The sequence below is a fragment of the Ancylomarina sp. YFZ004 genome (assembly GCF_054254355.1).
In genome coordinates, this window is record NZ_JBTCHQ010000002.1 from 299,884 (window position 1) to 323,219 (window position 23,336).

Here is a 23,336-nt window from a genome sequence, read left to right on the forward strand (position 1 = left end):
AAGACTCTAATTCAAAACTAAATGAATTAGAATCGTGCTGGTAATTCATTTCTAAAAAGCTAATCCACAAAAAAATACTATTTTTGCTGAATTATTAAGACAGAGATCTTTCAGTTGTATAACTAATAGGTCAAATTGTCTATTAATAAGTAAGATCAGTGAGAAGTGCGATTCAGCCTTTTCCAAAAAACAAATAAACTGTGAAAGAAGGATTAGTCATAAAATCAACAGGTAGCTGGTACACCGTTAAAGCCGATGATGGAGAAATTTACGACTGTAGAATCAAAGGTCGATTTCGTATGGAAGGAATTCGTACTACTAATCCTATCTCTGTAGGTGATATTGTCCAGTTTAATACGGAAAAAGATTCTAGTGTTATTGTCAAGATAAATGACAGGAAGAACTATATCATCCGTAAATCGACCAATCTTTCAAAGAGTAGTCAGATTATTGCAGCTAATATCGATCATGCCTTCTTAATTGTGACTGTTAACTACCCTCTTACTACAACTACATTTATCGATCGTTTTTTAGCAGCTGCTGAAGCCTACAATATTCCTGTAAACATAGTCTTCAATAAAGTTGATCGGTATAAAGAAAAAGACCTTGTGCAATTGCAAGAACTTAAAAACATCTACCAGAACATTGGCTATAAATGTTTCGAAGTATCTGCAATAACCGGATTAAACATTGACGTGCTTAAAGCAGAGATGAAAGGTAAAATCAACCTTCTATCAGGACACTCGGGCGTTGGAAAATCAACATTAATCAATCATATCCAGCCTGGATTGGACCTTAAAACGGGTGAGATTTCAGAATCCCATTCTTCAGGTAGACACACAACAACTTTTTCAGAGATGTTCGAACTTGATTTCAGTGGCTATATTATAGATACACCTGGAATTCGAGGATTCGGCACATTTGATATGAAAAAAGAAGAGATGTTTCATTTCTTTCCTGAAATTTTCAGAACGTCTGAATATTGTCAATTTCATAACTGTACGCATATGCACGAACCTAAATGTGCTGTTAAGAAATCTGTTGAGAATGGGGAAATAGCAGAATCTCGTTACGATAGTTATTGCGGAATGATGTCTGAAGACGAGGAATTAAAATATCGATAGGCTTAAACACTCGAATATTTAACGAAAGTTAAATTCTTAAACTGGACTTCCCTCCTCTTTGAGTTTAAGCTAAATCCTTATATCTTGAACCATTATTTCATGTGTCTGTAATTTGATTTTTATTTGTCACATGGAAGTCGCCCAATTAGTCATTCCCTTTTTGTTTTGAAAGGCTTACTAATGGCTCGTTTCATAAATTCTAACATTTGAAAATATGCGTTCACACGAAATAGATTATAAAATATATGGTAACGACATTCAATTGGTCGAGATTGAATTGGATCCAAACGAGACTGTAATTGCTGAAGCTGGAGCTATGGCCTATATGGAAGAAGGTATTCAGTTTGAAGCTAAGATGGGAGATGGATCAGAACCTGAGGCTGGTTTGTTTGGCAAGTTATTGTCAGCAGGTTCACGTATGATCACGGGAGAATCACTTTTCCTGACTCACTTTACCCATAAAGGTTACGGTAAAGCTAAGGTTGCCTTTTCTGCTCCATATCCAGGTACTATTATGCCAATTGATTTAAAGCAATCTGGCGGAACACTAATTGTTCAGAAAGATGGTTTCCTTTGTGCAGCTTTAGGAACCAAGGTTAGTATTGCTTTCAATAAAAAACTTGGAGCGACTTTCTTTGGTGGTGAAGGATTTATCCTACAAAAGTTACAAGGTGACGGAAAAGCCTTTGTTCATGCAGGAGGTACAGTAATCGAGAAACAATTAAACAACCAAACTTTGCGTGTCGATACAGGTTGTGTCGTAGCTTTTGAAGAAGGCATTGAATTTTCAATAGAGAAAGCTGGAGGTTTAAAATCGATGGTTTTCGGTGGAGAAGGTCTCTTTTTAGCAACTCTAAAAGGAACGGGGAAAGTTTACCTACAATCTATGCCAATTAGAAAACTGATTCAAGCTATTTCTCCTATGGGAAGTAACACTAAAAAGGGCGGAAGTTCAATATTAGGTGAATTCCTTGAAGGGTAAGACTTCAATTTCACGAATAGATTAAGATCGTCCACATATACTTATTTATAATCCCGCTCCTCAATAGCTGAGGACGGGACAATTTTTATCTAAAAACATGCACACTAAATTATCAGCACAAGATTTTCTTGAAAAAGGAAAAATAATTCCGATGATAGACGTAAGAACGCCTGCTGAATTTGAACAAGGGCACATTCCTGGTGCTATTAATATTCCAATTTTCACCAACGATGAACGTGCTCAGGTCGGAACGAAATACAAGCGTGCAAGCAAAGATGCCGCAGTTCTTTTAGGTTTAGAGTTGGTTGGGCCAAAGTTGTCTGTGTTTGTTAGAAGAGCAAAAAAAGTAGCCGTTGATGGTGAAGTGTTGATTCACTGTTGGCGAGGTGGCATGCGATCTGGTAGTATGGCTTGGCTATTCGAAACGGCAGGCCTTAAGCCTAGCTTACTTGATGGAGGTTATAAAGCCTATCGCCACCATATACGTGAAGCATTCACTCGCCCTACAAACTTGGTCGTGATAGGCGGTTATACTGGAAGTGGTAAAACAGAAATTTTACACAAACTTACCGATCTGGAAGAGCAAGTTCTTGATTTGGAAGGTGTGGCCAATCACAAAGGATCTGCCTTTGGAGCTCTAGGGCAAGCTGACCAACCAACAACTGAGCAATATGAAAATGATCTAGGAAAAATTTGGCAAGAATTTGATCATTCCAAAACAATTTGGACAGAAGACGAAAGTCATTCAGTTGGTTCTGTACGGATCAACGACCCTCTTTTTGAACAAATGAGAAAAGCACCGCTTTTAGCTATAATTGTTCCTAAATCGGAACGTATCAAACGTTTGGTTAAGGAATACGCCTGTTTCGATATCGATTTGCTTAAACAAATGTGTAAGAAGATTGAAAAACGTCTAGGTGGCTTAAAGGTTAAAAAGGCCTTCGATAGTTTAGAACAAGGCGATTATTCTACAGTGGCTGATATTACTCTTGATTATTACGATAAAGCATATGGACATGGTCTCGATACACGAACAACACAAAAAGTTCATCGAATTGAGATTGAAAAGGATGAGCCAGAACAAAATGCCAAATACCTTATTGATTATCTACAAAAGTTGAAATAGATAAACCAAGTATATAAAGAGACTGATACAATAATTAAACACAAATGCTGTTTTCAATTGTATCAGTCTTTTTTTTGTGCTAATAAAGAACAGTACAATAAATAATTAGCATCTTTAAATGATATTTATTTCGAAATCGAAATTCTACCCTCAGCAAGAAAATTACTAATAAATGAATATCTTTTTAAAAAAACGTCAATGGAAGATTAGCTTTCTATTCTTTGCAGGATTCATCGTGCTGGGTTCAATATTCTACACCAGTAATTTGGTTAAGAAATTAGCTCATGAAGAAGAAAAAGCAGTTAAGTTATGGGCAGATGCATTCTCCAGCATCGATTCAAATCTAGATCAAGATCTTAGCTTGATATTTAAAATACTTGCACAAAACGAAACCATACCAATCATACTTACCAACGAAAAAGGTGATATTATTGAACATCGTAATCTTAAATTTTCAAAAAAAGATAGTATTGCTGAATTACATACCAGGCTTGAAAAGATGAAAAGCGGTGGATTGAATTTCGAATTAGAGCTCTATGATATAAAATCGATTCTTTATTACGATGATTCCAAGCTCATAAAACAACTCGAACTCTATCCTTTCATACAACTCGGACTTATTTTTTTCTTAGCATTTCTGGCTTATCTGGTATTTTCTTTCTCTAAAAAAGCTGAGCAAGATCAAGTATGGGTAGGAATGTCGAAGGAAACGGCTCATCAATTGGGTACACCTATAAGTTCACTCCTAGCCTGGATGGAATTGCTTAAAGATTCGGATCTTGACAAAAGCTTTACCCAGGAAATGGGTAAAGATGTGGAACGACTGGAAGTGATTGCGGAGCGATTCTCAAAAATTGGATCAAAACCTGTCCTTCTACCCAATAACATCAAGCTAATTTTAGAAGACAGTATTAACTACCTCAAGAAAAGATCGTCTAGTAAAATTGAGTTTTCTGTAAATATTGACGAAAGCATTGACTTTAAACCTGCAATTAACAAAGAACTATTCTCGTGGGTGATTGAAAACACCACCAAAAATGCCATAGATGCCATGAGTGGTGCAGGACGATTGAGTTTTGATCTAAAGAAATCACAAAACAATTTATGCCTGGACATTTGCGATACAGGAAAAGGCATACCAAAAAAACAGTTTCACACCATATTCGAACCTGGATATACAACCAAGAAACGTGGCTGGGGCTTAGGACTTTCGCTAGCCAAGCGTATTATTGAAGAATATCATGGTGGAAAAATATTTGTACATCACTCTGAATTGGGCAAAGGCAGCTGCATTCGTATACTATTGCCTACAAATTAGAGCTTTTACACATTAAAAACACTTAAATAATTTTTGAATCGGTAATTTCTACCTATTTTTGCACCCCATTTGAGCGACTAAAGACCTCCAATTAGGTGTTTTTTATTCCTCCAAATGGCTAGAATAAATCCATTAAACTGAACACTAAGCGATTTCATCGAAATCTCTTTAGTCAAAAAACCATACTTTTTGCAAAAAAAGATGTTCGAGTTTGAGGATAGCTATTAGAAATTATATACTTTTGCAACGTTTTATTTGAGCATTTTGGATTATTTAGCAAAATACACGATTCCTTACAAAGGATTACAAGATGGCAGTCATGAATTCGAATTCACTGCTGACGAAAAATTCTTTGAACACTTTCAGTTCGAGAATGATTTTCAAGGTCAAGTTTCGGTAAAAGCAACGCTTTTAAAGAAAACCCTTGTTATGACGCTTAATATTGAAATTGGTGGAGATATCAATGTAACTTGTGATCGTTGTTTAGACCGTTTCCCTTATCATGCTAAAGGAGAATCAACTCTCTTTATCAAGTTTGGTGAAACATATGAGGAATTGGATAATGATATTATTGTTGTCCCAGAATCAGATTACGAGATCACAATTGCTCAATACATTTACGAGTTAATATTGTTGAGTTTCCCAATCAACTTTATCCATCCGGATGATGAAGATGGGTTCAGCACTTGCAACGAAGAAATGATTCAAAAACTAGACGAACATTCGGAGACAGAGAAAATCGATCCGAGATGGAGTGAATTAAAAAAATTGATTGATAATAAATAGTTTAATAGGTTGAAAAATGGCACATCCAAAACACAGAACATCGAAGCAGAGAAAAGGTAAGAGAAGAACTCATATTAAAGCCACTCCTGCTACTCTAGCATCTTGCTCAAATTGTGGAGCAACAGCTAAATACCACACTGTTTGCCCTGAGTGCGGATACTACAGAGGTAAATTAGCGATTGAAAAAGAAGTTACAGCATAACCTAATTCTTACGGATAAGGTTTAACGCAATAGTAAAATTTGCTCCTTAGAATAATCTTTGGAGCAATTTTGCTTATTAGTGTTTTTGTGTTTAATTCTTTTATCCCCTATGATTGTGAGCTTTGCAATTGATAGTCATTTTGATTATAATTGTAGGCTATTTTGATCAAAAGAATAATAAGTAAGCATAGTAATGACAAAGATAAACGCAGTAATTACGGGAGTTGGGGCTTATCTTCCTGACTATATTCTTACCAATGAAGAACTGAGCACCATGGTTGATACAACCAATGAGTGGATCATGACCCGAATTGGTATTAAGGAAAGAAGAATTCTTAAAGGCGAAGGAAAAGGGACTTCCGATTTGGGAGCTAAAGCAATTGAAGAATTGCTTAAGAAAACCAATACCTCTCCTGAAGAAGTTGATTTGGTGATTTGCGCTACAGTAACACCGGATATGCAATTCCCTGCTACAGCAAACATTATTAGCGACAAATTAGGCATAAACAATGCTTTCAGTTTCGATTTGAATGCGGGTTGTTCTGGTTTCCTTTTTGCTTTAGCTACAGGTACTAAATACATCCAATCAGGAATGTATAAGAAAGTAATCATTGTTGGAGCTGAAAAAATGTCTTCAATCGTTGATTATACCGATCGTCAAACTTGTCCCATTTTTGGTGACGGGGCAGCAGCGGTTCTTCTTGAACCAACAACTGAGAACGTCGGTATTATTGATGAGATGTTGCATACTCAAGGTTTTGGTCGCAAGCACTTGCACCAAAAAGCAGGAGGTTCATGCAAACCAGCAAGTCACGAAACTATTGATAATCGCGAGCATTTCATCTACCAGGAAGGGAAACACGTATTTAAACACGCGGTATCTAACATGGCTGATGTATCTGTTGAAATGATGAAAAAACACAACATGACTGCTGAAGATTTGGCATGGTTGGTTCCTCATCAGGCAAACAATCGTATTATCGAAGCCACTGCCAAACGCATGGGCTTAGCTAAGGAAAAAGTGATGATCAATATTGAAAAATATGGCAACACAACTTCTGCGACAATTCCATTGTGTTTATGGGAATGGGAAAACCAACTAAAAAAAGGCGATAACATTATCCTATCAGGATTTGGTGCCGGTTTTACTTGGGGTTCAATCTTCATTAAATGGGGATACGATCCTAAATAAACCCAATCTATACCATATACAAAAAGGACTTCCATTTAGGGAAGTCCTTTTTTTATTGCCATATATATCGAGTGTTCTAAGCGACAAGAACACTCTATTAACTGTCCCTAAATATGGCAAATATCTAGTAGCCTTGAATTAAGAAATCACTTCTTCAACAACAGCTTCCTTTTTTGTTTCCTCAACAACAGGATCAATCTTATTATTGTCAACAGGAGCTGCTTTAGGCCTACGAACTTGCTTGATAATATGTGTGAACATGTAATCTTCACTCTTCTGCTTGTTAAGCTTCATAATCAGCTTACCTATCTTCGAAAGATCAGTCATAATAGCCCAAAGCTTATTAAACTCAGTATGGTTATTTAACACCATTTCCTTCTTTTCTCTTATTTTTTCTTCCTGAACCAAGTTCAAATCATAAGCCTTTTGGGTCTTATCTGAAATCTCTTTCCCCAGCTTATCTTTATAACCTCTGCCTTTTAAAGCATCCAAATTATTTGCAATATTTTGCTCAACGACTTTAACCTTGGCGCAGTAGCCTTCAACATTTCTTTTCTTTATTTCTTTTTTAGCTTGCTTGACTCCAAAGTCAGAGGCTCTTACGATCAAAGCTTTGTTTGCTCGTTGTGCGTATGCAGTAATTAAATCGAGTTTAGGTATGATGCCATCAAGACAATCGTAGAGTTCTTCAGTTATTTTCTTGATCTCGGCAGTCAGGGTTGGTGCTTGAGTAAGATCATTCACTTTTTTGATCTGCTTACTCACCTCATTTAGGAATTCATCGTTGTACTCAGCTGAAAAATCTTCGAAAGCACTACGATCTCTTGTAAACATTTGTAATAGAATCTCTCCTACTACAGGAAGCTCTTCCTGTCTAAACTTAAAAAAAGTACTCATCTTTTAATGATTAGTTTGATTTATACTATGATGATTAAAATAATTTCAATCCAAATCTTAGTCTCTAATCTCCCCTACCAACATGTCACTTTATTATCCTATTCCAAAAAAAAAACAAATCCTATCATTCATTCTGGCTTATATCTCATTCCCCTTATCAATTTCAGTATTCCCTTAAAGGTTTTCACCATTTCCCCGAGGATTTTCTTCATTCCCCTTAGTGTTTTCGGCTTCCCCCTATTCGATTTCAGTCTTCCCTTAATCGTATTCAGCATGCCCTTTTGTAATTTCAGCTTTCCCTTAAACGATATTTGCCAATCTTAACTCTAAGCCTATCGTGTATAAAAAAATAAAGAAATGAAGAGTTAGGGGACTCTTCATTTCTTTGCTTACAATTAACTTATTTAACTAAAATCACAATCTAATTTAATTAAATATTATTTAATATGTGTATTTTTCATTCATTGATTTTAAATGCCCTCACATCAAACAACTTCATTATTATCACATTATGCAACAACAATAGGCCTTTCAATATAATTTATATTGAAAAATAAAATTTAATCAATGGTAAATTAAATATCAGATAAGTATTCTACAGATTGAAAAATAGGAAAGGAATTAAATAGGAAGAAAAATCCTATTTCGAAGTAAAAACGAAGCTTGCGCTGATAGGATAATGGTCAGAATAACGCTTACGTATACGTTCGTATTTGGTACAGCTTAGACAATCAGAATAAAGAAGATAATCAATACGAAATGAAGGGAAATCACCAGAATAAGTCGTGCTAATGCCTGTCCCTTGCTCAACAAAGGCATCATTCATATCCTTAGATAATTGATGATAGGTGTAAGAATTGGGCGTATCGTTAAAATCACCGCAGACAAATGTCGGATTTGGAGATTGCTTAATATGATCCTTAATTTGAAGGGCTTGTTCAGCTCTGCGAGCAAATGCATGACTCAAGCGTAAAGAAATATCCTTAATCTCATTCAAATCTTGCTCATTCCCCTGATAATCATCTTTCTTGATAAACTTATAGTTCTTACCTACAAAACGATTTGATTCCAGATGAAGGTTATAAACCCGAAACAGCTTATCATTTATCGAAATATCAACAAAAATAGCCTTACACAAATCATCGTTCCCAAAGGATAGACTTCCTTTTTTAGCAATAGTGTGTTTTGAAAATATAGCAACACCATTCTTTTTGTTACTAAAATGCACATATTTCATCCCTAATTCTTTCTTAAGATTGGTTAGAGATAAAAAACCATTGGTCGTACTTCGGTATTCTTGTAAGCAAACAACATCAGGTTCTTGAGAGTTAATCAACTTGATGATGTTATAAGGCGTATTGGGGTCTTTAGTCCACTTATATCTATCGAATGATCGTACGTTGTACGAAAGAAGATGTAGTTGCTCAGATCCGTCTGAAATAGTCTTATCTCCTCCACTTAACTGAAAGAAATCACTTATGCTACCATAGCCAACAAGGATGATAATAAGAGGCAATAGAAAACTCCACTTACGACGGAACATCCAATAAAGCACAAAAAGGAGATTGACAAGCAAAAGATAAGGAAAAGCCAGACCGAAAAAGGCAGGAAAACCAATGGTTCCAGGGTTTATATAAGCCGCAGAATAGGATATCAGAAGTGCTCCTGAGAAAATCAAGCTAAAAACGACCAATCCTTTGTGCAGTATTTCCTTCAATTTTATCTTTTGTATGATATGATTCCACGCAAAGTCCGCAGAGAATAGATCGCAAAACTCGCAAAGGGAGAAACTTTAAATACTTTAACCTTTATCCTTTTTAGACTTTATCATTATTCATCTTTACTAGACTTGAAAAGAATTTCTTTTTCCTCCTTAGATAAGCTATCGTAACCCGACTTGGATATCTTTTCAAGAATCTCATTCAGATTTGCCTGTCTTTGTTTCTTAGCTTTATTGTAAGCCTTATCATCGGCAGTACGAGCTCGCTTATGCGTCACTTTCATCTTCTTTTTCGATTTAAACCAAGAAATAACAGCATCCATCATCTGATTAAAACCAGAAGATATATCATTTCCCTTACGCAATTGGGTGATAAAAAACCAGCCGTAAAAAGCGCCACCTAAGTGAGCCAAATGACCACCTGCATTACCTTGTGGCAATTGAATAATATCGATAAGAATAAAGACTAGAGCGATATATTTGAGCTTAACAGGCCCAATGAATACTAAATTTACAATATAATTAGGGGAATAACTAACCGTAGCAAATACAACAGCCATAACCGATGCCGATGCTCCTAGAGCGACAGAAAAAGCTAAATTCTCTTGAAATACAGGAAAAATATTGAAAGCAAAAACAAAAATCGAGGCCCCCGTTAAACCTCCTAATAAATAGATACTCAGCAATTTCTTCTGATCGAGAAAACTCAGGAAAATTCTTCCAAACCAATACAAATAGAGCATATTGAATAAGATATGAAGAAATCCTTCATGAAGAAACATATAGCTAAATACAGTCCAGGGACGGTATATTAGTTCTGAAGTATCAGCTGGTAGTGTTAACCAATTCAATACAAAATTTCCTTCAGTAGGGGCTAAACCAAAAAGAAAAGCAACAACAGCTGCTATCTTCACAAGTAAAAATACGCCCAAGTTAATATAGATCAACTTGCTGAGGTTACTACCCTCCTTGAAAGAATTCTTAATGCCTTCCCATATACTCTGATGAGAATAGGATTGATATGGATTGTTGAAATTCATGTTTATATAAGGTATCAAATGAGTCAATAAAAAGCAAAAGAAAATTTCCCTAACTTTTTAAATGAACGCGAATTGTTGATTTATCGTATCGCTATCGACTAATAAAATCGATTAGAGTACTTTTGCCAATACTTGATCAGAATAAAGCCAAATAACATACCTCCCAAGTGAGCAAAATGAGCCACATTGTCGCCTGCGCTTTGCTGAAATCCAAGATAAAGCTCAATAGCCCCATAGCCAATTACAAAATACTTCGCTTTAATTGGAATAGGTAGGAATATTAACATCATCTCGGTATTAGGAAATAACATCCCAAAAGCTAATAAAATACCATACACTGCTCCCGAAGCTCCAACTGTATATGCATTAACATTATTTACAGATTGTTCAAAAGCTGTATGAGCAATATCAAGTCCCTGATTGATTAAATAAGCGCTATCAGGATTATCAGACCAATTAGTAATAAAATTATAAAATCCCGAAGTTGGGCTTCCTAAATGATCTTTAACAAAAGCAAGTAATAAGTCTGGAGTTGGTGTATTTGAGAAAGCAACAAAAGCTTTTTGCATTGAACTATAATCCAACCACAATACAAAAGTATGCAAAGCTGCTGCTCCAAGTCCAGTTAACATATAATAGATTAAAAATCGCTTAGGTCCCCAAACAGACTCCAATGCCCTACCAAACATGAAAAGGGCAAACATATTAAAAAACAAGTGGGAGAAACCTCCATGCATAAACATGTGTGTTAGCACTTGATAAGGACTAAAATGTTCTGATGCAAAAAAATGCAGACCTAATATTTTGCTTAAATCAATGCCTGTTTGTCCTAAAACCCACGTAGCCAAAAGCATTAGTGCATTTATTATCAAGAGGTTTTTAACAACAGGTGGTAGATTTAAAAATGATGATTTTAAATTATTCATATCAATATTTTAGATAGTGCTTAAAATTCCAGTTCTTATTATCGATTCCATCTCAATATAAAAAATTATTTCTACAGCAGGTCTTTAGTCTTACAAGAGCCATACCAAGAAACAAAATACTGGAATTAAAGTCAAGTTGTCAGTGTTTACCTGAAACGTTTGTCAAGTTCTTGTGTTTCCAAAACCGAAACTATGGTTTTACCGTCAGGTGTATAATTAGGTGTTTCGCATGCAAAAAGCTGGTCGATAATAGCACTCATCTCTTCTGAACTAAGCGTTTTGCCATAATTCACAGCTGATGCCTTAGCTAAAGCTTTTGCTAAGTTCTCACGAACTTTCACCTTAACGTCTAATTGGTTCACCTTGTAGTTCTCCAAAAGATTCTCAAGAAGTTCCTTAGGATCTCCGTTTTGAATATCAGCTGGGGTTCCATTTATCACAAATGTTTTCTTGCCAAACTCTCTGATATCAAAACCCAAAGCTTTAACATCCTCAATAATCACCTGTAAAAGCGTATAATCAGAAGCGTTAAACTCTATGGTTTGAGGGAAAAGAGTTTGTTGTGCTACCCCTTGATTTTTCTCTACAGAGTTTCGAAACTTTTCAAATAAAATACGTTCGTGCGCTTTTCGCTGATCGATAATCATTAAACCTGAACGAACAGGTGTCAGAATATATTTATTCTTCAACTGAAAGAAACTTTGTGAATTAACACTACGCTCTCTTTGAAATATTTTTTGTTGCACCTGATTTTGAGGAGCTTCCTGTGGCTGAAAATAATCAGGCATAGGAGGTTGTTTCACCTCTTTTTGTCCTCTAATTGGATAATCTGGAACTAAATCTGGTTCTCTATCCTGATAAAGCTTATCCCAATCTTTTGGAACCTCTTTCTTTGGACTAGAACTAGGAGTAGGCGATGGATTAGACTTCGATTTAAATTCTTGATAAAACTGATTATTCTCAATAGAATTCCTCTCTTGCTCGAATGGATTAAAGGATTTTTCAGCCTCAAATGGGTTATATGATGTATCAGCCTCAAAAGGGTTAAATTCATGATTCACCTTAATCATTGGCATCCCAACTTCAGCAGAATCCTGATTCGCGACTGGAATCTCAAGACTGGTATCCTCATCAAAATCGATAGAAGGTACAATATTAAATTTCCCTAATGCTTCACGAATAGACGCTTGAATAATCTGAAAGATAGCCTGCTCATCCTCAAACTTAATTTCCGTTTTGGTTGGATGAATATTGATATCGATAATCTTAGGATCAACTTCAAAGAAGATGAAATAAGGTGGTACTGTATCAGGTGGTAATATTTTATCGTAAGCCAACATAACAGCCTTGTGAAAATAAGGATGACGCATATAGCGATTATTCACAAAGAAGAACTGCTCATCGGTTTTTTTCTTAGCATTCTTAGGCTTCCCAATAAAACCAGTAAGCTTAACAATACTTGTATTGGTATCGATACTAATCAATCTGGTATTAATACTACGACCAAAAACATTAACAATTCTCTGGCGTGTATTACTAGAAACCAAGTTGTAAACTTCAACATCATTATGAATCAACTGAAACTCAATATCAGGATTGGTTAAAGTAATTCTTTGGAATTCAGTAATAATATTTCTAAACTCAGTCGAATTCGCTTTAAGAAATTTGCGTCGTGCCGGAACATTAAAAAAGAGATTCTTAACGATAAAATTACTTCCAGATGGACAAGCAACAGAATCTTGAGAGATCAGTTCAGAACCATCAATCACAAGATGCGTTCCTAACTCGTCTTCTAAGCGTTTCGTTTTAAGCTCAACATTAGCAATAGCTGCAATTGAAGCCAAAGCTTCACCACGAAACCCCATGGTACGAATAGCAAACAGATCTTTAGCTGCTTTAATCTTCGATGTTGCATGGCGTTCGAAAGATAGTCGAGCATCTGTAGCTGACATCCCACAACCATTATCAATAATTTGGATGAGTGTTTTACCAGCATCCTTTAGGTTTATTTTTATGGAAGTACTACCCGCGTCAATTGCATTTTCAACCAATTCCTTTACTACTGAAGCTGGACGTTGCACCACCTCTCCAGCAGCAATTTGGTTCGCAACTGAGTCTGGAAGTATTTGTATAATATCGGACATATAGAATTTAATGTGAGATAAATATTCCTTATTTTTCAAAATCTAAAAAGGGAAATAAAAGAAAACGAAGCTTCAAAATAAAGTTTCGTTTCAATTAACTCACTACATTTTAAGTATTGAGAGATCCCAACCGAAAACATAGCCATAGGCGATAATTAGAAGAATGACTAAAATTACGAAGAGACGTATATTCGATTTTTTATTCGATGATCTCACATCAGTATTCTGATGACGAAGTGAACGTCTCAACTGTCCCTTAACATTGGGGATATACTGACCTTTATTATCTGTCATTCCCAACTCGGACTTCATGCGATTCTCTCTTTCTTCACGCTCTTCTTTAGCTGGATCCCAATAGCGAGGTTCAATATTAAACCTCTTATGCTCCGGCTTTTTAAAAAAACCTGGTAATGCCATAATTCCTTGTGTTAATGCTTTTTATATTTTCTTCGATTGTATGGCAAATATAACTATAAATACTGAATTTCAGTCTAGAAATGTAATTCAGACATGCAGGTATTTATGATATATTAACAAAGTTCTTGTTGCTCAATTCTTTATTTAATTGAGTTTAAAAATAGAGCTTCATTTTTCAGGATATTAAGCTCTATTCCAGTTTTGTTCCGCAGTATCTGCAGTACTGATCATCAATATCATGACCTTCTGATAAGCAATTTTCGCAAACCTGTCCTGAAGGTAATGCCTTAGTGGGCTTGGACAATTCTGCTGTAACAATACCCGTAGGCACTGCAATAATTGCGTAACCAGTAATCATGACAAATGAAGCAATAAACTGACCTAAAGCTGTCATTGGAGAAATATCACCATAGCCCACAGTCGTAAGAGTAACAATAGCCCAATAAATGCCACGAGGAATACTCGTAAAACCATTTTCAGCTCCCTCAATCAAGTACATCAGGGTTCCGATAATCACAACCATTGTAAGCACTGCAAAAAGAAAAACGGAAATTTTTATTCGACTCTGCTTTAAGGCTTTGATAATGATAGCCCCTTCCTTCATATAACGATTAAGCTTGAGTATTCTAAATACTCTTAATAATCGAAGTGCTCTGATGACCATGAAACCATGTGTCCCCACAAAGAAAAAAGCCAAATAGCTAGGAAGAATAGATAGAAAATCGATAATTCCATAGAAACTAAAGATATAGACCTTGGGCTTAGATACGATCCATATTCTTAAACAATACTCCAAACTAAAAATAAGGGTAATGCCCCATTCAAAAAATTTCAATAGAGAATGATACTCATTCTCGATAGACGGTACACTTTCAAGCATGACTAAAAGAATACTCAAAACAATAACCACAAGCAATATCAAATCGAAAAGTTTACCTGCTTTGGTATCAGATTCAAATATAATTTCGTAGAGTTTTGCTTTGAGTGTCATATAATCAGATGAGTTTAATCTAAAAAAAAAGAAATTGAGTCGAAGTTAATTAATTCCAATGATCTTAGCTAAGTCATTATGCAAAATGCACTTTACAAAATACAATTTTTCATTTCTTGATTGTAAGTTGCCAATTGTTATTGTAGTTTTGAGAAAAATTGAACCATATGATTTCTGAAGATATAAAAAATAGCTTTAAAGATGCTCACCAAGTATTGGAAGCATTTATCAGCAAAGAAGAGAATTTCTCAGCCATTGAAAAAGCTGGGGCAGCCATGTCTGATGCTATAAAAAATGGTGGCAAAATTATTTCTTGTGGTAACGGAGGATCCATGTGCGATGCCATGCATTTCGCAGAAGAACTTACAGGTCGCTTTAGAAATGATCGTATGGCAATGCCTGCCGTTTCGATTTCAGACCCAAGTCATATTACCTGCGTGGGTAACGATTATGGTTTCGATTACATCTTCTCTCGCTACGTTGAAGGCATGGGACAAAAGGGCGATGTCTTTTTGGGAATCAGTACTTCTGGAAACTCAAATAACATCATTAACGCTATTAAAGCTGCCAAAGAAAAAGGGATGACTGTTGTTGGTTTAACAGGAAAAACCGGAGGCGAAATGGCTGAGCTTTGTGATGTTGAAATCAGAGTACCCTGGACTGGTTATTCTGATCGTGTTCAGGAAATTCACATTAAAGTTATTCATTGCTTGATTCAATACATCGAATCTCAAATGTAGATTCAGAAAAGCAATTCTATAAAACACAAAAGATCCAAACTTATTAAAGTTTGGATCTTTTTTTTTAAAATCATTTTTTAAATATTCCTGATAGCTTTTACGCGTTCTGCAAAACCAGCATCTTCTTCTATCAACATCAGTCGGGTAACACCACTTCCACATTTGGCACATTTCCCTTTCATCAATATCTCATCGGCATCAGTTAAAACTGTTTTGTAATCCACCACACCTTGTGGGCAGATCTTACTACAGCTTGGGCAAAACACCGTGTTATTCAATAAATAGTTAAAAGCTTCTTTTTGTTCTTTGTTCAGTAAATTTTCGAATTGTAAATTCACTAATTCAATTTCTTCGTCTTGTGGCATTCTATCCTTCTCCCCTTAAAAATTATAACTCTTATTCTCTGCTAAATGCTTATTCTTTTCCATAAAGCATTTCAAACTCTCGGTCTTTAGCCTGCTGCCACCAAGCATTTGGTTTTACGCTCCAATTATTATTACATGTCACCTCAACCACTTTCTTTTCCTCAACCCACTTCATTAGGTAGAAGCGTAAATCTTTTGTTGTCGAGTTGATTAATCGTTTAGAAAGATCTTCCTTAGAAAGTCCTGCCCCTTCTGTCAAGTGCCCACCACCACCGTTTCCACGGTATGAATTTAATGCCACTTTATAGGTTTTATTAAAATCAAAAGGCTGTCCATTACTCATCTTAATAATGCGAATTCTATTTCCTTTTTCTTGTTTCAAGTTAAGCTCATAGTCGATGCCTTCAGCCGAATCGTAATTAAAAAACATGGTACTTAATCGATTCCCTCTCTCCGAAGATTCGATAAACAACATTGGATCAGTCTTCTTCTTCATTTGCTGAAACCACTTAGCGTAACTATACTCCAAGAAATCTTTAATCTCCTGCCCACTTAAATTCATTGTGTATAGCAAGTTCTCAAATCGATAAAGTTTAAATAGGTCTCGAACTTCGAGCTTCCCCGAGTCGATACTCGCATTAAAAGAAAGAGGTGCTGTAAAGGAGATATCGGCATCAGTTAAGTCAAGTTGAATATTGTGGATCAAGTCCACAAATGGCGAATCACCAAACATAGCCTCGGAGGTTCTAATACTCTTTGTAAATCGTCCAACTGGGCGAGAAACGTAATCTTTCACCTCAGTAAATGATGAATGGAATCGCTCTTCGAATGCCTTTGAAACGGGTAAAACTTTGACGTCTACCAATTGAGGTTCAAATTGCTTACTATAAGTCTTCTTATCCGCATTCAACTTAAATGAAACAGTCACATCAGCTAGAAATTGTGCTTTGGATTTCGGATTAACAATCAAAACTTTCTTCTTATCGATATTTTCAACCCACTTAATAGTCTCTTGATGATCGTGCCCACAAACAAGCATATCAAAACCAACTACATTTTTGGCCACTTGCCAAGCAGTATTTTCTTTTACCTCTGATTGGTTATTTTCCAGATCACCCATACCCGAATGCAATAAGCCAATCACCATATCTGGCTGCTCTTTTTCCTTGATAATAGCCATCCACTTTTTAGCAGAAGATTCTATTTCTTCAAAATGCATACCCGACCAAATTTTCTCAGGTAACCACTTAGGAATGGCAGGAGTTACAAAACCTATAATAGCTATTTTAACACCCTCTTTTTCAATTATTGTATAGGGTTGAAAATAAGGTTTCCCATCTGTATTATTAATTGCATTGGCAGCCATCCATGGAAATGCAAATTCTTTTACCAATCGATCGTAAACCTCATGACCTGGCTCAATATCATGATTACCAATAACTCCAGCATCGTAGCCCATGAAATTCATAACCTCAGCACAAATATGCTTTTGCTCAGTCTCTTCAAAATTGGAGTAATACACCATAGGATCGCCCTGCAGAATATCACCATTATCTAAGAGCAAAACATGCTGGTTACTTTTACTGCGCTCTTGGGATATATGAGAATGAGCTTGAGCTAGTGAACTACTAGCTTCTCTATCCTTTACCAAATCGTATGGAAAGATAGCACCATGCACATCAGTGGTCGCTATTATTTTAAGAGTCAGATCATCTTTTCGTTCTGCTTCACAAGCAAATAAAAAGGGAATGACTATCAGGAGGTAAAATGCTATTTTCTTCATATCAATTGTTTTGAATCTCCAAAAATAGAAAAAGGTTTCGGAATACCGAAACCTTTACTGAAGTGCTAATTCTAAATCTAATATTAAAAACGCTTGTGCATTCTGGCTTTCCCCATTTTATTCATCTTATGTGGTCTCGATAAGAATAGAACCAACTGATCCTCATCTAGAATATTACGAATCTCTTTCTGATTGGAAACTCTTTCCTTAGCCAATTGATTTTGAATGGATGAAATACGATCTAAATTCGAAAAAATTTCGTTCTTATTAGGCTTATCATCGGTAAACAAATGTTTTTGCTTTAAGCGAAGTTCTTGCATCTCTTCTCTCATATTCTGCGTTGCTTTCTTGTGCTCTAACTTTAGAGTTTTCATTTGCTCTTGTTGTTTTTCAGACAAACCTAAAGCACAGAAAGAATTCACACCCCTCTGATTTCTACCTTCAACGAAACAATTTCTATTTCCTCTCTGCATTTGACCCTTTCTACGATTCATCTGTGGACCTCGCATTCTCGAACAATCAGCTTGCATACCTTTACGATCACCACGCATTTTCCTATGCATTCTCTGATCCTCACCTAATAATCCTGAATTAGCCAATCGCATATTAACTCTTTCTTCCATCAACTGCTTTTCTAAAGCTGTCATTTTATCAATATTCTCAAAAACCTTCGTTTCATTTAACTTCTCGGCAGACATTAATGTTTTTTGATAAGCTGTAAGCTCATTCAATTCATTCTTCACATCAATGGTTGCTTTAGCAAATTCAACTTTGGCAGCTTTCAATTCTTCCTTTTGAGCATCTGTCAATTGAATCATTGTTCTCTGCATTCTTTCGGCTCTTTTTCTTTGTTGTGCCTGGCTTATTCCGCTGAAAAGCATTAAAGCCATTACGATACATACTGTTATTTTAGTTTTCATATCTTCCTTTTTTAGACGGTTATTCTTCTTTTATACTAGAAGATAACCGACATTAAACATTGAATTAATCTATGCTGATTCAAATGAGATTTCATTAGTTTGGATCCACTCCCATTTTTAAATCGCTTTCGAGATTTAGACGTGCTACTTCTCGAAAGGTTTAATTTCAGGTCAAAAAAAAAGATCCACCCAATGGGTAGATCTTTAATTTATCTGAAATTTTAATTCTAATTACTCTTCCATATTGATCACATAATCAATGGTTTTGTCTAATTTTCTGATGATAGGATAAAAACCATCATCATCAATTAAATCACGTGCGATATAAGCTTTAACTTGAGTCTCAATTAAATCTAAAGAGTTATTCAAACCTTTCTGATTTGGCTCTACACCTGCAGCTTGACAATATTTTGTCAGATCCTGAATAAGTGGTTTATTCTTTAAATAAGCTAATATTTCTTCGACATTTGTGAAAGCTTTCATCTCAGCTCTATGCTTATCAACATAGTCAAATGCAAACCTATAAACCAATCCTTTACGACTTAATTCTCTGAAATAGTTTGAGTAGCCTGTTGTATCTACAGGAATAAAAATATCAGGCATAATACCTCCTCCACCATATACAATATTTCCTCCTGGCGTTGTGAATTTCAAAGAGTCTGCAAAGTGAATGGAATCTCTCTTTTCAAATTCGCCATGAACAAAGCGTGTATTAATATCGTTATTATAAGCTTCTTTTCCATTGGTATATGGTTTCTGAATACAACGACCAGTTGGTGTATAATAACGAGCAACTGTCAATCTCATTGCCGAACCATCAGGAAGCATTCTTTGTTCCTGAACCAAACCTTTACCAAATGATCGACGACCAACAATCTTTCCTCTATCGTTATCCTGGATAGCGCCTGCAAAAATTTCGCTGGCAGAAGCTGAGAATTCATCAATCAAAATAACTATCGGTAAATCCTGGCAATCTCCTCTTCCGGTTGATACATAATCGGTTTTAGCTTGCGATTTGCCTTCAGTATAAACAATCATCTTACCTTCAGGCAAGAACTCATTAATCATATTTGTAGCAGCAGACATATAACCACCCGTATTTCCTCTTAAGTCTACAATTAATTTTTTAACGCCTTCCCCCTTCAACTTCACTAATCCTCTAGAAAATTCATGAAAAGTTGTCGCTCCAAAACGACTTACTTTAATATAGCCTAATTCATCATTAATCATATAAGCCACATCGACACTAGCAACGGGAATAGAACCACGGATGATATCTAATTCGATTAAATCTTTTACACCACGACGGGCGATACTAACCTTAACACCTGTTCCCTTCTGTCCCTTTAACTTACTCATGATAAAAGTATCCTTCATATCCGCTCCAACTATTGGGATGCTGTCAACTTTCACAATTCTGTCACCAGCAAGGATACCTCCATGTTCAGAAGGACCTCCCTCTATAACTCTAACAACAGCAACTGTATCACGATAACGGATGAACTGAACACCAATTCCACCAAAATTCCCTTTTAAGTCTTCGTTGAATCCCTGCAAATCTTTAGCAGAAATGTAAACGGTGTGAGGATCAAGATCTTTTAAGATAGCTGGAATAGCCTGTTCAACCAATCGATTAGCTGAAACAGTATCCACATAATCCTCAACAATCATATTTAAAACCGCATCCAATTTATGACTTGCAGTTAAAGCAGGTGCATTAAAGATCCTCGCTGTTGAATTTGGTTGAAAAAAAGAATTAATAAACATACCCAAGATAATAGCCATGGCTAATAAAATGGGGAGAAACATCTTCGTCTTATTATTCATCCTATATGGTTTTATAAGTTCTTACTATCGATAAATATAACTTCTATTCCTGCTCTAATCAAAAGATCCTTCCCGTCATTGCAATGATATGCTTCAGAGTAAACAACACGATTAATGCCCGCCTGTATGATTAACTTTGCACACTCGATACAGGGAGTTGCCGTTACATATAAAGTTGCTCCCTCGCTACTATTGCTAGATTTTGCAACTTTTGTAATTGCATTAGCTTCAGCATGAAGCACATATGGCTTCGTTTTATTATCATCATCTTCACAGATATTTTCAAAACCCGATGGTGTTCCATTGTAACCATCAGAAATGATCATCTTATCCTTCACAATTAAAGCGCCTACCTGACGACGTTTGCAATAAGAATTTTCAGCCCAAACAATAGCCATTCTCAGATATCTACAATCAAGCTTCTCTTGCTTTTCCAAAAGTTCTGTACTTAAAATCTCCTGCATTTTACTGGTTTATTTAGTAGGTATTAAACAAAAATAGGAAAAAATAAAGCTTACCGAATTTATTAGAGCTCAAGTTTCTTATTTATTTCTGAAATGTAGATTGAAGAAAGAAGTTCAATAGCTGTTAATAGCACTTTAGTCTTCATTTTATTAATCATTATAAAATAAAAATTAGACTATAAGAAAAAGGCTAGTTGACAGAATTAATTTCAGATGATTTTAATTATATTAGCCAATCCAACATTCAAAAAAACACACTTTTTTAGAACGAAAATCGTCCCCTACGTTCTTTAAAATATGACTGAATTACTATAGTTTAGAGCTAAGACAATACACTGGGACTAACATAAAAATTCATTAATATATGCCCAAACATATACCCTTATCATACTTGTTTAAGCTCTTCATATTTCTTTTCTCGATAATTATACTAGTAAATACGACACAAGCAAGTCAAATTAAGCCTAGCACTTCGATATTTGTCTCAGCAAATGATACAAGACTTTGTCTGGGTGAATCGACAATAGTATCATTAAATACCACAGAAGTAGGCGTTCGATATCAACTGATGGATAATAATTCAGGTAGTTTCGTATCCAGTACGATTATTGGAACTAATTCTGAAGCTAGTTTCGATCCAATATCCCCATCAATAAGTTCAAGTTATACCGTTATTGCAACTCATATTGCCAGTTCAGACCCCATCAATCTGAGTCCGAACATTTCAATTGAGGTTATTTCCTTTCCTAACACAGATTTAGATATTACCCCTTCGCACAACTCACTGTGTGTTGGAGAAAACACAAGTATAAAGATAGATAATAGCGAGTTTGATGTTCAATATCAAATTGAAGGTGGTGCCAATACTAGCGAAACTTCATTCCCTGGTAATGGATCTAGTCTATTGATCGATAATTTCGAACCTTTCAGAAGCGCTACTTATCATGTAAATGCCTTAAGAAACGGATGTCAGACTTCCGTTCCTTTAACTCAAAATTTCCTGATTGATGTTCGACTTCCACCCGAAACACAATTGCATATTTATTCTGACAAAAGAATTATTTGTGAAGGGGAAGAAGTTCAACTTTCACTTTCACCATCTGATCCTTCAGTAGATTACCAATTACTTGATGGAGAAAACCTAATTGGAGAAAAATTCACAGGTAACGGCGGGTTTATCGACTTTGGAGTAATTAACCCACTCGTAACAACAACTTACAGTGTAGACGCTATAGGGCATTATTGTATCGATCCATTAAGAGTTGATTTTACATTTAATGTAGATGTTCATCATCCTGCAAATACAAGTAGACAATTAATCAGTAATAAAACTGAAGTTTGCGAAGGTGAAGCGATTATAGTTAGCGTAGAAAACAGTCAAGAAGAAGTTATCTATCAACTACATGACGGAACAGATTTCCTTGATACTCAAATCATAGGAAATGGAGGGAAAGCAAGTTTCCCAGAAGTTTACCCTGATAATAATATAAGCTATTTTGCATATGCAAGAGAAATGGTTTGTCCTGACAAGCTTAAATTGAATAATCAAGTTGATTTAAACTTAGTGAAAACAAGCAGTTTCCCAATTGATAATTTTGCTACTCCAGGAGAAATTTGCCTGGGAGAAACTCTAGATATTGAATTGCCACTGACAGAAAATAATGTCACCTATCATCTTTACGATAAGAACATTAGTGTGGAGAGCATCACAAGTGATGGAGGCCCTATCGTTTTTGAAAACCTTATTGCAGATATTGATTCTAAATATAAAATACTGATTGACAATTGTGTTGATGAAGTTATTGCAGCTGAACCCAAATTAGAGATTCATTCAACACCAAATGTAGATGTTATCACTACGGATGAAGTCAATGGATCTGATGGAAAAGTAAATATTCTTGTGAATGGAGGTCAAGCACCATACACTTATATTTTTGAAAACTATAAGACACTAATTAGCGATGACCACTATATTGAACTAGGTGATATGAAAGCTGGTGATTATAAACTAGCAGTGGTTGATGCGAATTCGTGTAAATCGACTTCTCTTGGACATGAATTCAGAATTAACTTTAGCAATTCGAAAGACTACGCGGTAAATGGTATTTTAACACCCAATGGTGATGGTAGGAATGACAGCTGGACAATAAGTTACAAACCAGAATGGGATGCTCCTGAGGTTAGTATATTTAATATCTATGGACAGAAAGTCTTTCATGCTCTTAGTTACCAAAACGATTGGAAAGGTACTTTTAATAGTTCTCGACTTCCTAATGGATCCTATTTTTATCTCATAGAATTCAGTAGAAACGATATAGCGCCTATTAAGGGCATATTATCGATACTCGGTAAATAAAACTAAGACAGAAGTT

The 23,336-nt window shown here is 35.6% G+C and carries 21 protein-coding genes; 9 read left to right on the forward strand and 12 right to left on the reverse strand.

The annotated features are described in order from the left end of the window. Positions 1 to 200 precede the first annotated feature (200 nt). The 7 genes from rsgA (at position 201) to ACXR6G_RS04545 (ending at position 6,730) form a co-directional block, all read left to right on the forward strand. Positions 201 to 1,124, forward strand: a complete 924-nt coding sequence (rsgA, locus tag ACXR6G_RS04515) for a ribosome small subunit-dependent GTPase A (RefSeq protein ID WP_458360206.1) — start codon at positions 201 to 203, stop codon at positions 1,122 to 1,124. 214 nt (positions 1,125 to 1,338) lie between these two features. Then, on the forward strand, positions 1,339 to 2,106 hold the full coding sequence (locus tag ACXR6G_RS04520; protein ID WP_458360207.1) for a TIGR00266 family protein: 768 nt from the start codon (positions 1,339 to 1,341) through the stop codon (positions 2,104 to 2,106). Positions 2,107 to 2,203: 97 nt separating this feature from the next. Beyond that, entirely contained in the window at positions 2,204 to 3,232 is a 1,029-nt protein-coding gene (mnmH, locus tag ACXR6G_RS04525; protein ID WP_458360208.1) for a tRNA 2-selenouridine(34) synthase MnmH, read from the forward strand. A gap of 172 nt (positions 3,233 to 3,404) precedes the next feature. Continuing rightward, the gene (locus tag ACXR6G_RS04530; protein WP_458360209.1) at positions 3,405 to 4,550 is read left to right on the forward strand and encodes a sensor histidine kinase; all 1,146 of its coding nucleotides are present in this window, start codon (positions 3,405 to 3,407) and stop codon (positions 4,548 to 4,550) included. 264 nt (positions 4,551 to 4,814) lie between these two features. Continuing rightward, positions 4,815 to 5,336, forward strand: coding sequence for a YceD family protein (locus tag ACXR6G_RS04535; RefSeq protein ID WP_458360210.1), 522 nt, complete (start codon positions 4,815 to 4,817; stop codon positions 5,334 to 5,336). A 16-nt stretch (positions 5,337 to 5,352) separates the two neighbouring features. Further along, the gene (gene rpmF / locus ACXR6G_RS04540) at positions 5,353 to 5,538 is read left to right on the forward strand and encodes a 50S ribosomal protein L32 (protein ID WP_458360211.1); all 186 of its coding nucleotides are present in this window, start codon (positions 5,353 to 5,355) and stop codon (positions 5,536 to 5,538) included. 193 nt (positions 5,539 to 5,731) lie between these two features. Further along, positions 5,732 to 6,730: a beta-ketoacyl-ACP synthase III gene (locus ACXR6G_RS04545; RefSeq protein ID WP_458360212.1), complete on the forward strand. Its 999-nt coding sequence runs from the start codon at positions 5,732 to 5,734 to the stop codon at positions 6,728 to 6,730. Between the two features lie 138 nt (positions 6,731 to 6,868). Here ACXR6G_RS04545 and ACXR6G_RS04550 read toward each other — a convergent pair whose 3' ends face one another. The 7 genes from ACXR6G_RS04550 to ACXR6G_RS04580 form a co-directional block, all read right to left on the reverse strand. Then, on the reverse strand, positions 6,869 to 7,627 hold the full coding sequence (locus tag ACXR6G_RS04550) for a hypothetical protein (RefSeq protein ID WP_458360213.1): 759 nt from the start codon (positions 7,625 to 7,627) through the stop codon (positions 6,869 to 6,871). Between the two features lie 640 nt (positions 7,628 to 8,267). Next, positions 8,268 to 9,344, reverse strand: a complete 1,077-nt coding sequence (locus ACXR6G_RS04555; protein WP_458360214.1) for an endonuclease/exonuclease/phosphatase family protein — start codon at positions 9,342 to 9,344, stop codon at positions 8,268 to 8,270. A 113-nt stretch (positions 9,345 to 9,457) separates the two neighbouring features. Beyond that, positions 9,458 to 10,387: a rhomboid family intramembrane serine protease gene (locus ACXR6G_RS04560; RefSeq protein ID WP_458360215.1), complete on the reverse strand. Its 930-nt coding sequence runs from the start codon at positions 10,385 to 10,387 to the stop codon at positions 9,458 to 9,460. Between the two features lie 98 nt (positions 10,388 to 10,485). Continuing rightward, positions 10,486 to 11,313 carry a rhomboid family intramembrane serine protease gene (locus tag ACXR6G_RS04565; protein WP_458360216.1) on the reverse strand — a complete coding sequence of 276 codons (828 nt, stop codon included), beginning with the start codon at positions 11,311 to 11,313 and terminating at the stop codon, positions 10,486 to 10,488. Between the two features lie 146 nt (positions 11,314 to 11,459). Next, positions 11,460 to 13,457 (reverse strand): DNA mismatch repair endonuclease MutL, encoded by a 1,998-nt coding sequence (gene mutL, locus ACXR6G_RS04570; RefSeq protein WP_458360217.1) that lies wholly within the window; start codon positions 13,455 to 13,457, stop codon positions 11,460 to 11,462. A gap of 102 nt (positions 13,458 to 13,559) precedes the next feature. Continuing rightward, positions 13,560 to 13,874, reverse strand: a complete 315-nt coding sequence (locus ACXR6G_RS04575; protein ID WP_458360218.1) for a hypothetical protein — start codon at positions 13,872 to 13,874, stop codon at positions 13,560 to 13,562. Positions 13,875 to 14,064: 190 nt separating this feature from the next. After that, complete coding sequence (locus ACXR6G_RS04580) at positions 14,065 to 14,865, reverse strand: ion transporter (protein WP_458360219.1); 801 nt, start codon at positions 14,863 to 14,865, stop codon at positions 14,065 to 14,067. A gap of 167 nt (positions 14,866 to 15,032) precedes the next feature. Between ACXR6G_RS04580 and lpcA the strand changes: the two genes are divergently transcribed. Further along, complete coding sequence (gene lpcA / locus ACXR6G_RS04585; RefSeq protein ID WP_458360220.1) at positions 15,033 to 15,605, forward strand: D-sedoheptulose 7-phosphate isomerase; 573 nt, start codon at positions 15,033 to 15,035, stop codon at positions 15,603 to 15,605. Between the two features lie 77 nt (positions 15,606 to 15,682). Here the strand turns inward: lpcA and ACXR6G_RS04590 are convergent, their stop codons facing one another. From ACXR6G_RS04590 to ACXR6G_RS04610, 5 genes are all read right to left on the reverse strand, one after another. Further along, on the reverse strand, positions 15,683 to 15,970 hold the full coding sequence (locus tag ACXR6G_RS04590; RefSeq protein ID WP_458360221.1) for a hypothetical protein: 288 nt from the start codon (positions 15,968 to 15,970) through the stop codon (positions 15,683 to 15,685). A 49-nt stretch (positions 15,971 to 16,019) separates the two neighbouring features. Continuing rightward, on the reverse strand, positions 16,020 to 17,753 hold the full coding sequence (locus tag ACXR6G_RS04595) for a bifunctional metallophosphatase/5'-nucleotidase (protein ID WP_458360222.1): 1,734 nt from the start codon (positions 17,751 to 17,753) through the stop codon (positions 16,020 to 16,022). Between the two features lie 83 nt (positions 17,754 to 17,836). Further along, entirely contained in the window at positions 17,837 to 18,673 is an 837-nt protein-coding gene (locus ACXR6G_RS04600) for a Spy/CpxP family protein refolding chaperone (RefSeq protein WP_458360223.1), read from the reverse strand. 231 nt (positions 18,674 to 18,904) lie between these two features. Next, positions 18,905 to 20,500, reverse strand: a complete 1,596-nt coding sequence (locus ACXR6G_RS04605; protein ID WP_458360224.1) for a S41 family peptidase — start codon at positions 20,498 to 20,500, stop codon at positions 18,905 to 18,907. Positions 20,501 to 20,511: 11 nt separating this feature from the next. Next, a complete protein-coding gene (locus ACXR6G_RS04610) occupies positions 20,512 to 20,964 on the reverse strand; it encodes a deoxycytidylate deaminase (RefSeq protein ID WP_458360225.1) in 453 nt (150 codons plus the stop codon). A 364-nt stretch (positions 20,965 to 21,328) separates the two neighbouring features. Between ACXR6G_RS04610 and ACXR6G_RS04615 the strand changes: the two genes are divergently transcribed. After that, positions 21,329 to 23,320, forward strand: a complete 1,992-nt coding sequence (locus ACXR6G_RS04615; protein ID WP_458360226.1) for a gliding motility-associated C-terminal domain-containing protein — start codon at positions 21,329 to 21,331, stop codon at positions 23,318 to 23,320. Positions 23,321 to 23,336 lie beyond the last annotated feature (16 nt).

What these genes read in the sequence shown, in the direction of transcription:
- ACXR6G_RS04520 (WP_458360207.1), top strand. Translation starts at nt 1,339, where the DNA reads ATGCGTTCACACGAAATAGATTATAAAATATATGGTAACGACATTCAA.
- mnmH (WP_458360208.1), top strand. Translation starts at nt 2,204, where the DNA reads ATGCACACTAAATTATCAGCACAAGATTTTCTTGAAAAAGGAAAAATA.
- ACXR6G_RS04530 (WP_458360209.1), top strand. Translation starts at nt 3,405, where the DNA reads ATGAATATCTTTTTAAAAAAACGTCAATGGAAGATTAGCTTTCTATTC.
- rpmF (WP_458360211.1), top strand. Translation starts at nt 5,353, where the DNA reads ATGGCACATCCAAAACACAGAACATCGAAGCAGAGAAAAGGTAAGAGA.
- ACXR6G_RS04545 (WP_458360212.1), top strand. Translation starts at nt 5,732, where the DNA reads ATGACAAAGATAAACGCAGTAATTACGGGAGTTGGGGCTTATCTTCCT.
- ACXR6G_RS04550 (WP_458360213.1), bottom strand. Translation starts at nt 7,627, where the DNA reads ATGAGTACTTTTTTTAAGTTTAGACAGGAAGAGCTTCCTGTAGTAGGA.
- ACXR6G_RS04560 (WP_458360215.1), bottom strand. Translation starts at nt 10,387, where the DNA reads ATGAATTTCAACAATCCATATCAATCCTATTCTCATCAGAGTATATGG.
- ACXR6G_RS04565 (WP_458360216.1), bottom strand. Translation starts at nt 11,313, where the DNA reads ATGAATAATTTAAAATCATCATTTTTAAATCTACCACCTGTTGTTAAA.
- mutL (WP_458360217.1), bottom strand. Translation starts at nt 13,457, where the DNA reads ATGTCCGATATTATACAAATACTTCCAGACTCAGTTGCGAACCAAATT.
- ACXR6G_RS04575 (WP_458360218.1), bottom strand. Translation starts at nt 13,874, where the DNA reads ATGGCATTACCAGGTTTTTTTAAAAAGCCGGAGCATAAGAGGTTTAAT.
- ACXR6G_RS04580 (WP_458360219.1), bottom strand. Translation starts at nt 14,865, where the DNA reads ATGACACTCAAAGCAAAACTCTACGAAATTATATTTGAATCTGATACC.
- lpcA (WP_458360220.1), top strand. Translation starts at nt 15,033, where the DNA reads ATGATTTCTGAAGATATAAAAAATAGCTTTAAAGATGCTCACCAAGTA.
- ACXR6G_RS04590 (WP_458360221.1), bottom strand. Translation starts at nt 15,970, where the DNA reads ATGCCACAAGACGAAGAAATTGAATTAGTGAATTTACAATTCGAAAAT.
- ACXR6G_RS04595 (WP_458360222.1), bottom strand. Translation starts at nt 17,753, where the DNA reads ATGAAGAAAATAGCATTTTACCTCCTGATAGTCATTCCCTTTTTATTT.
- ACXR6G_RS04600 (WP_458360223.1), bottom strand. Translation starts at nt 18,673, where the DNA reads ATGAAAACTAAAATAACAGTATGTATCGTAATGGCTTTAATGCTTTTC.
- ACXR6G_RS04605 (WP_458360224.1), bottom strand. Translation starts at nt 20,500, where the DNA reads ATGAATAATAAGACGAAGATGTTTCTCCCCATTTTATTAGCCATGGCT.
- ACXR6G_RS04610 (WP_458360225.1), bottom strand. Translation starts at nt 20,964, where the DNA reads ATGCAGGAGATTTTAAGTACAGAACTTTTGGAAAAGCAAGAGAAGCTT.
- ACXR6G_RS04615 (WP_458360226.1), top strand. Translation starts at nt 21,329, where the DNA reads ATGCCCAAACATATACCCTTATCATACTTGTTTAAGCTCTTCATATTT.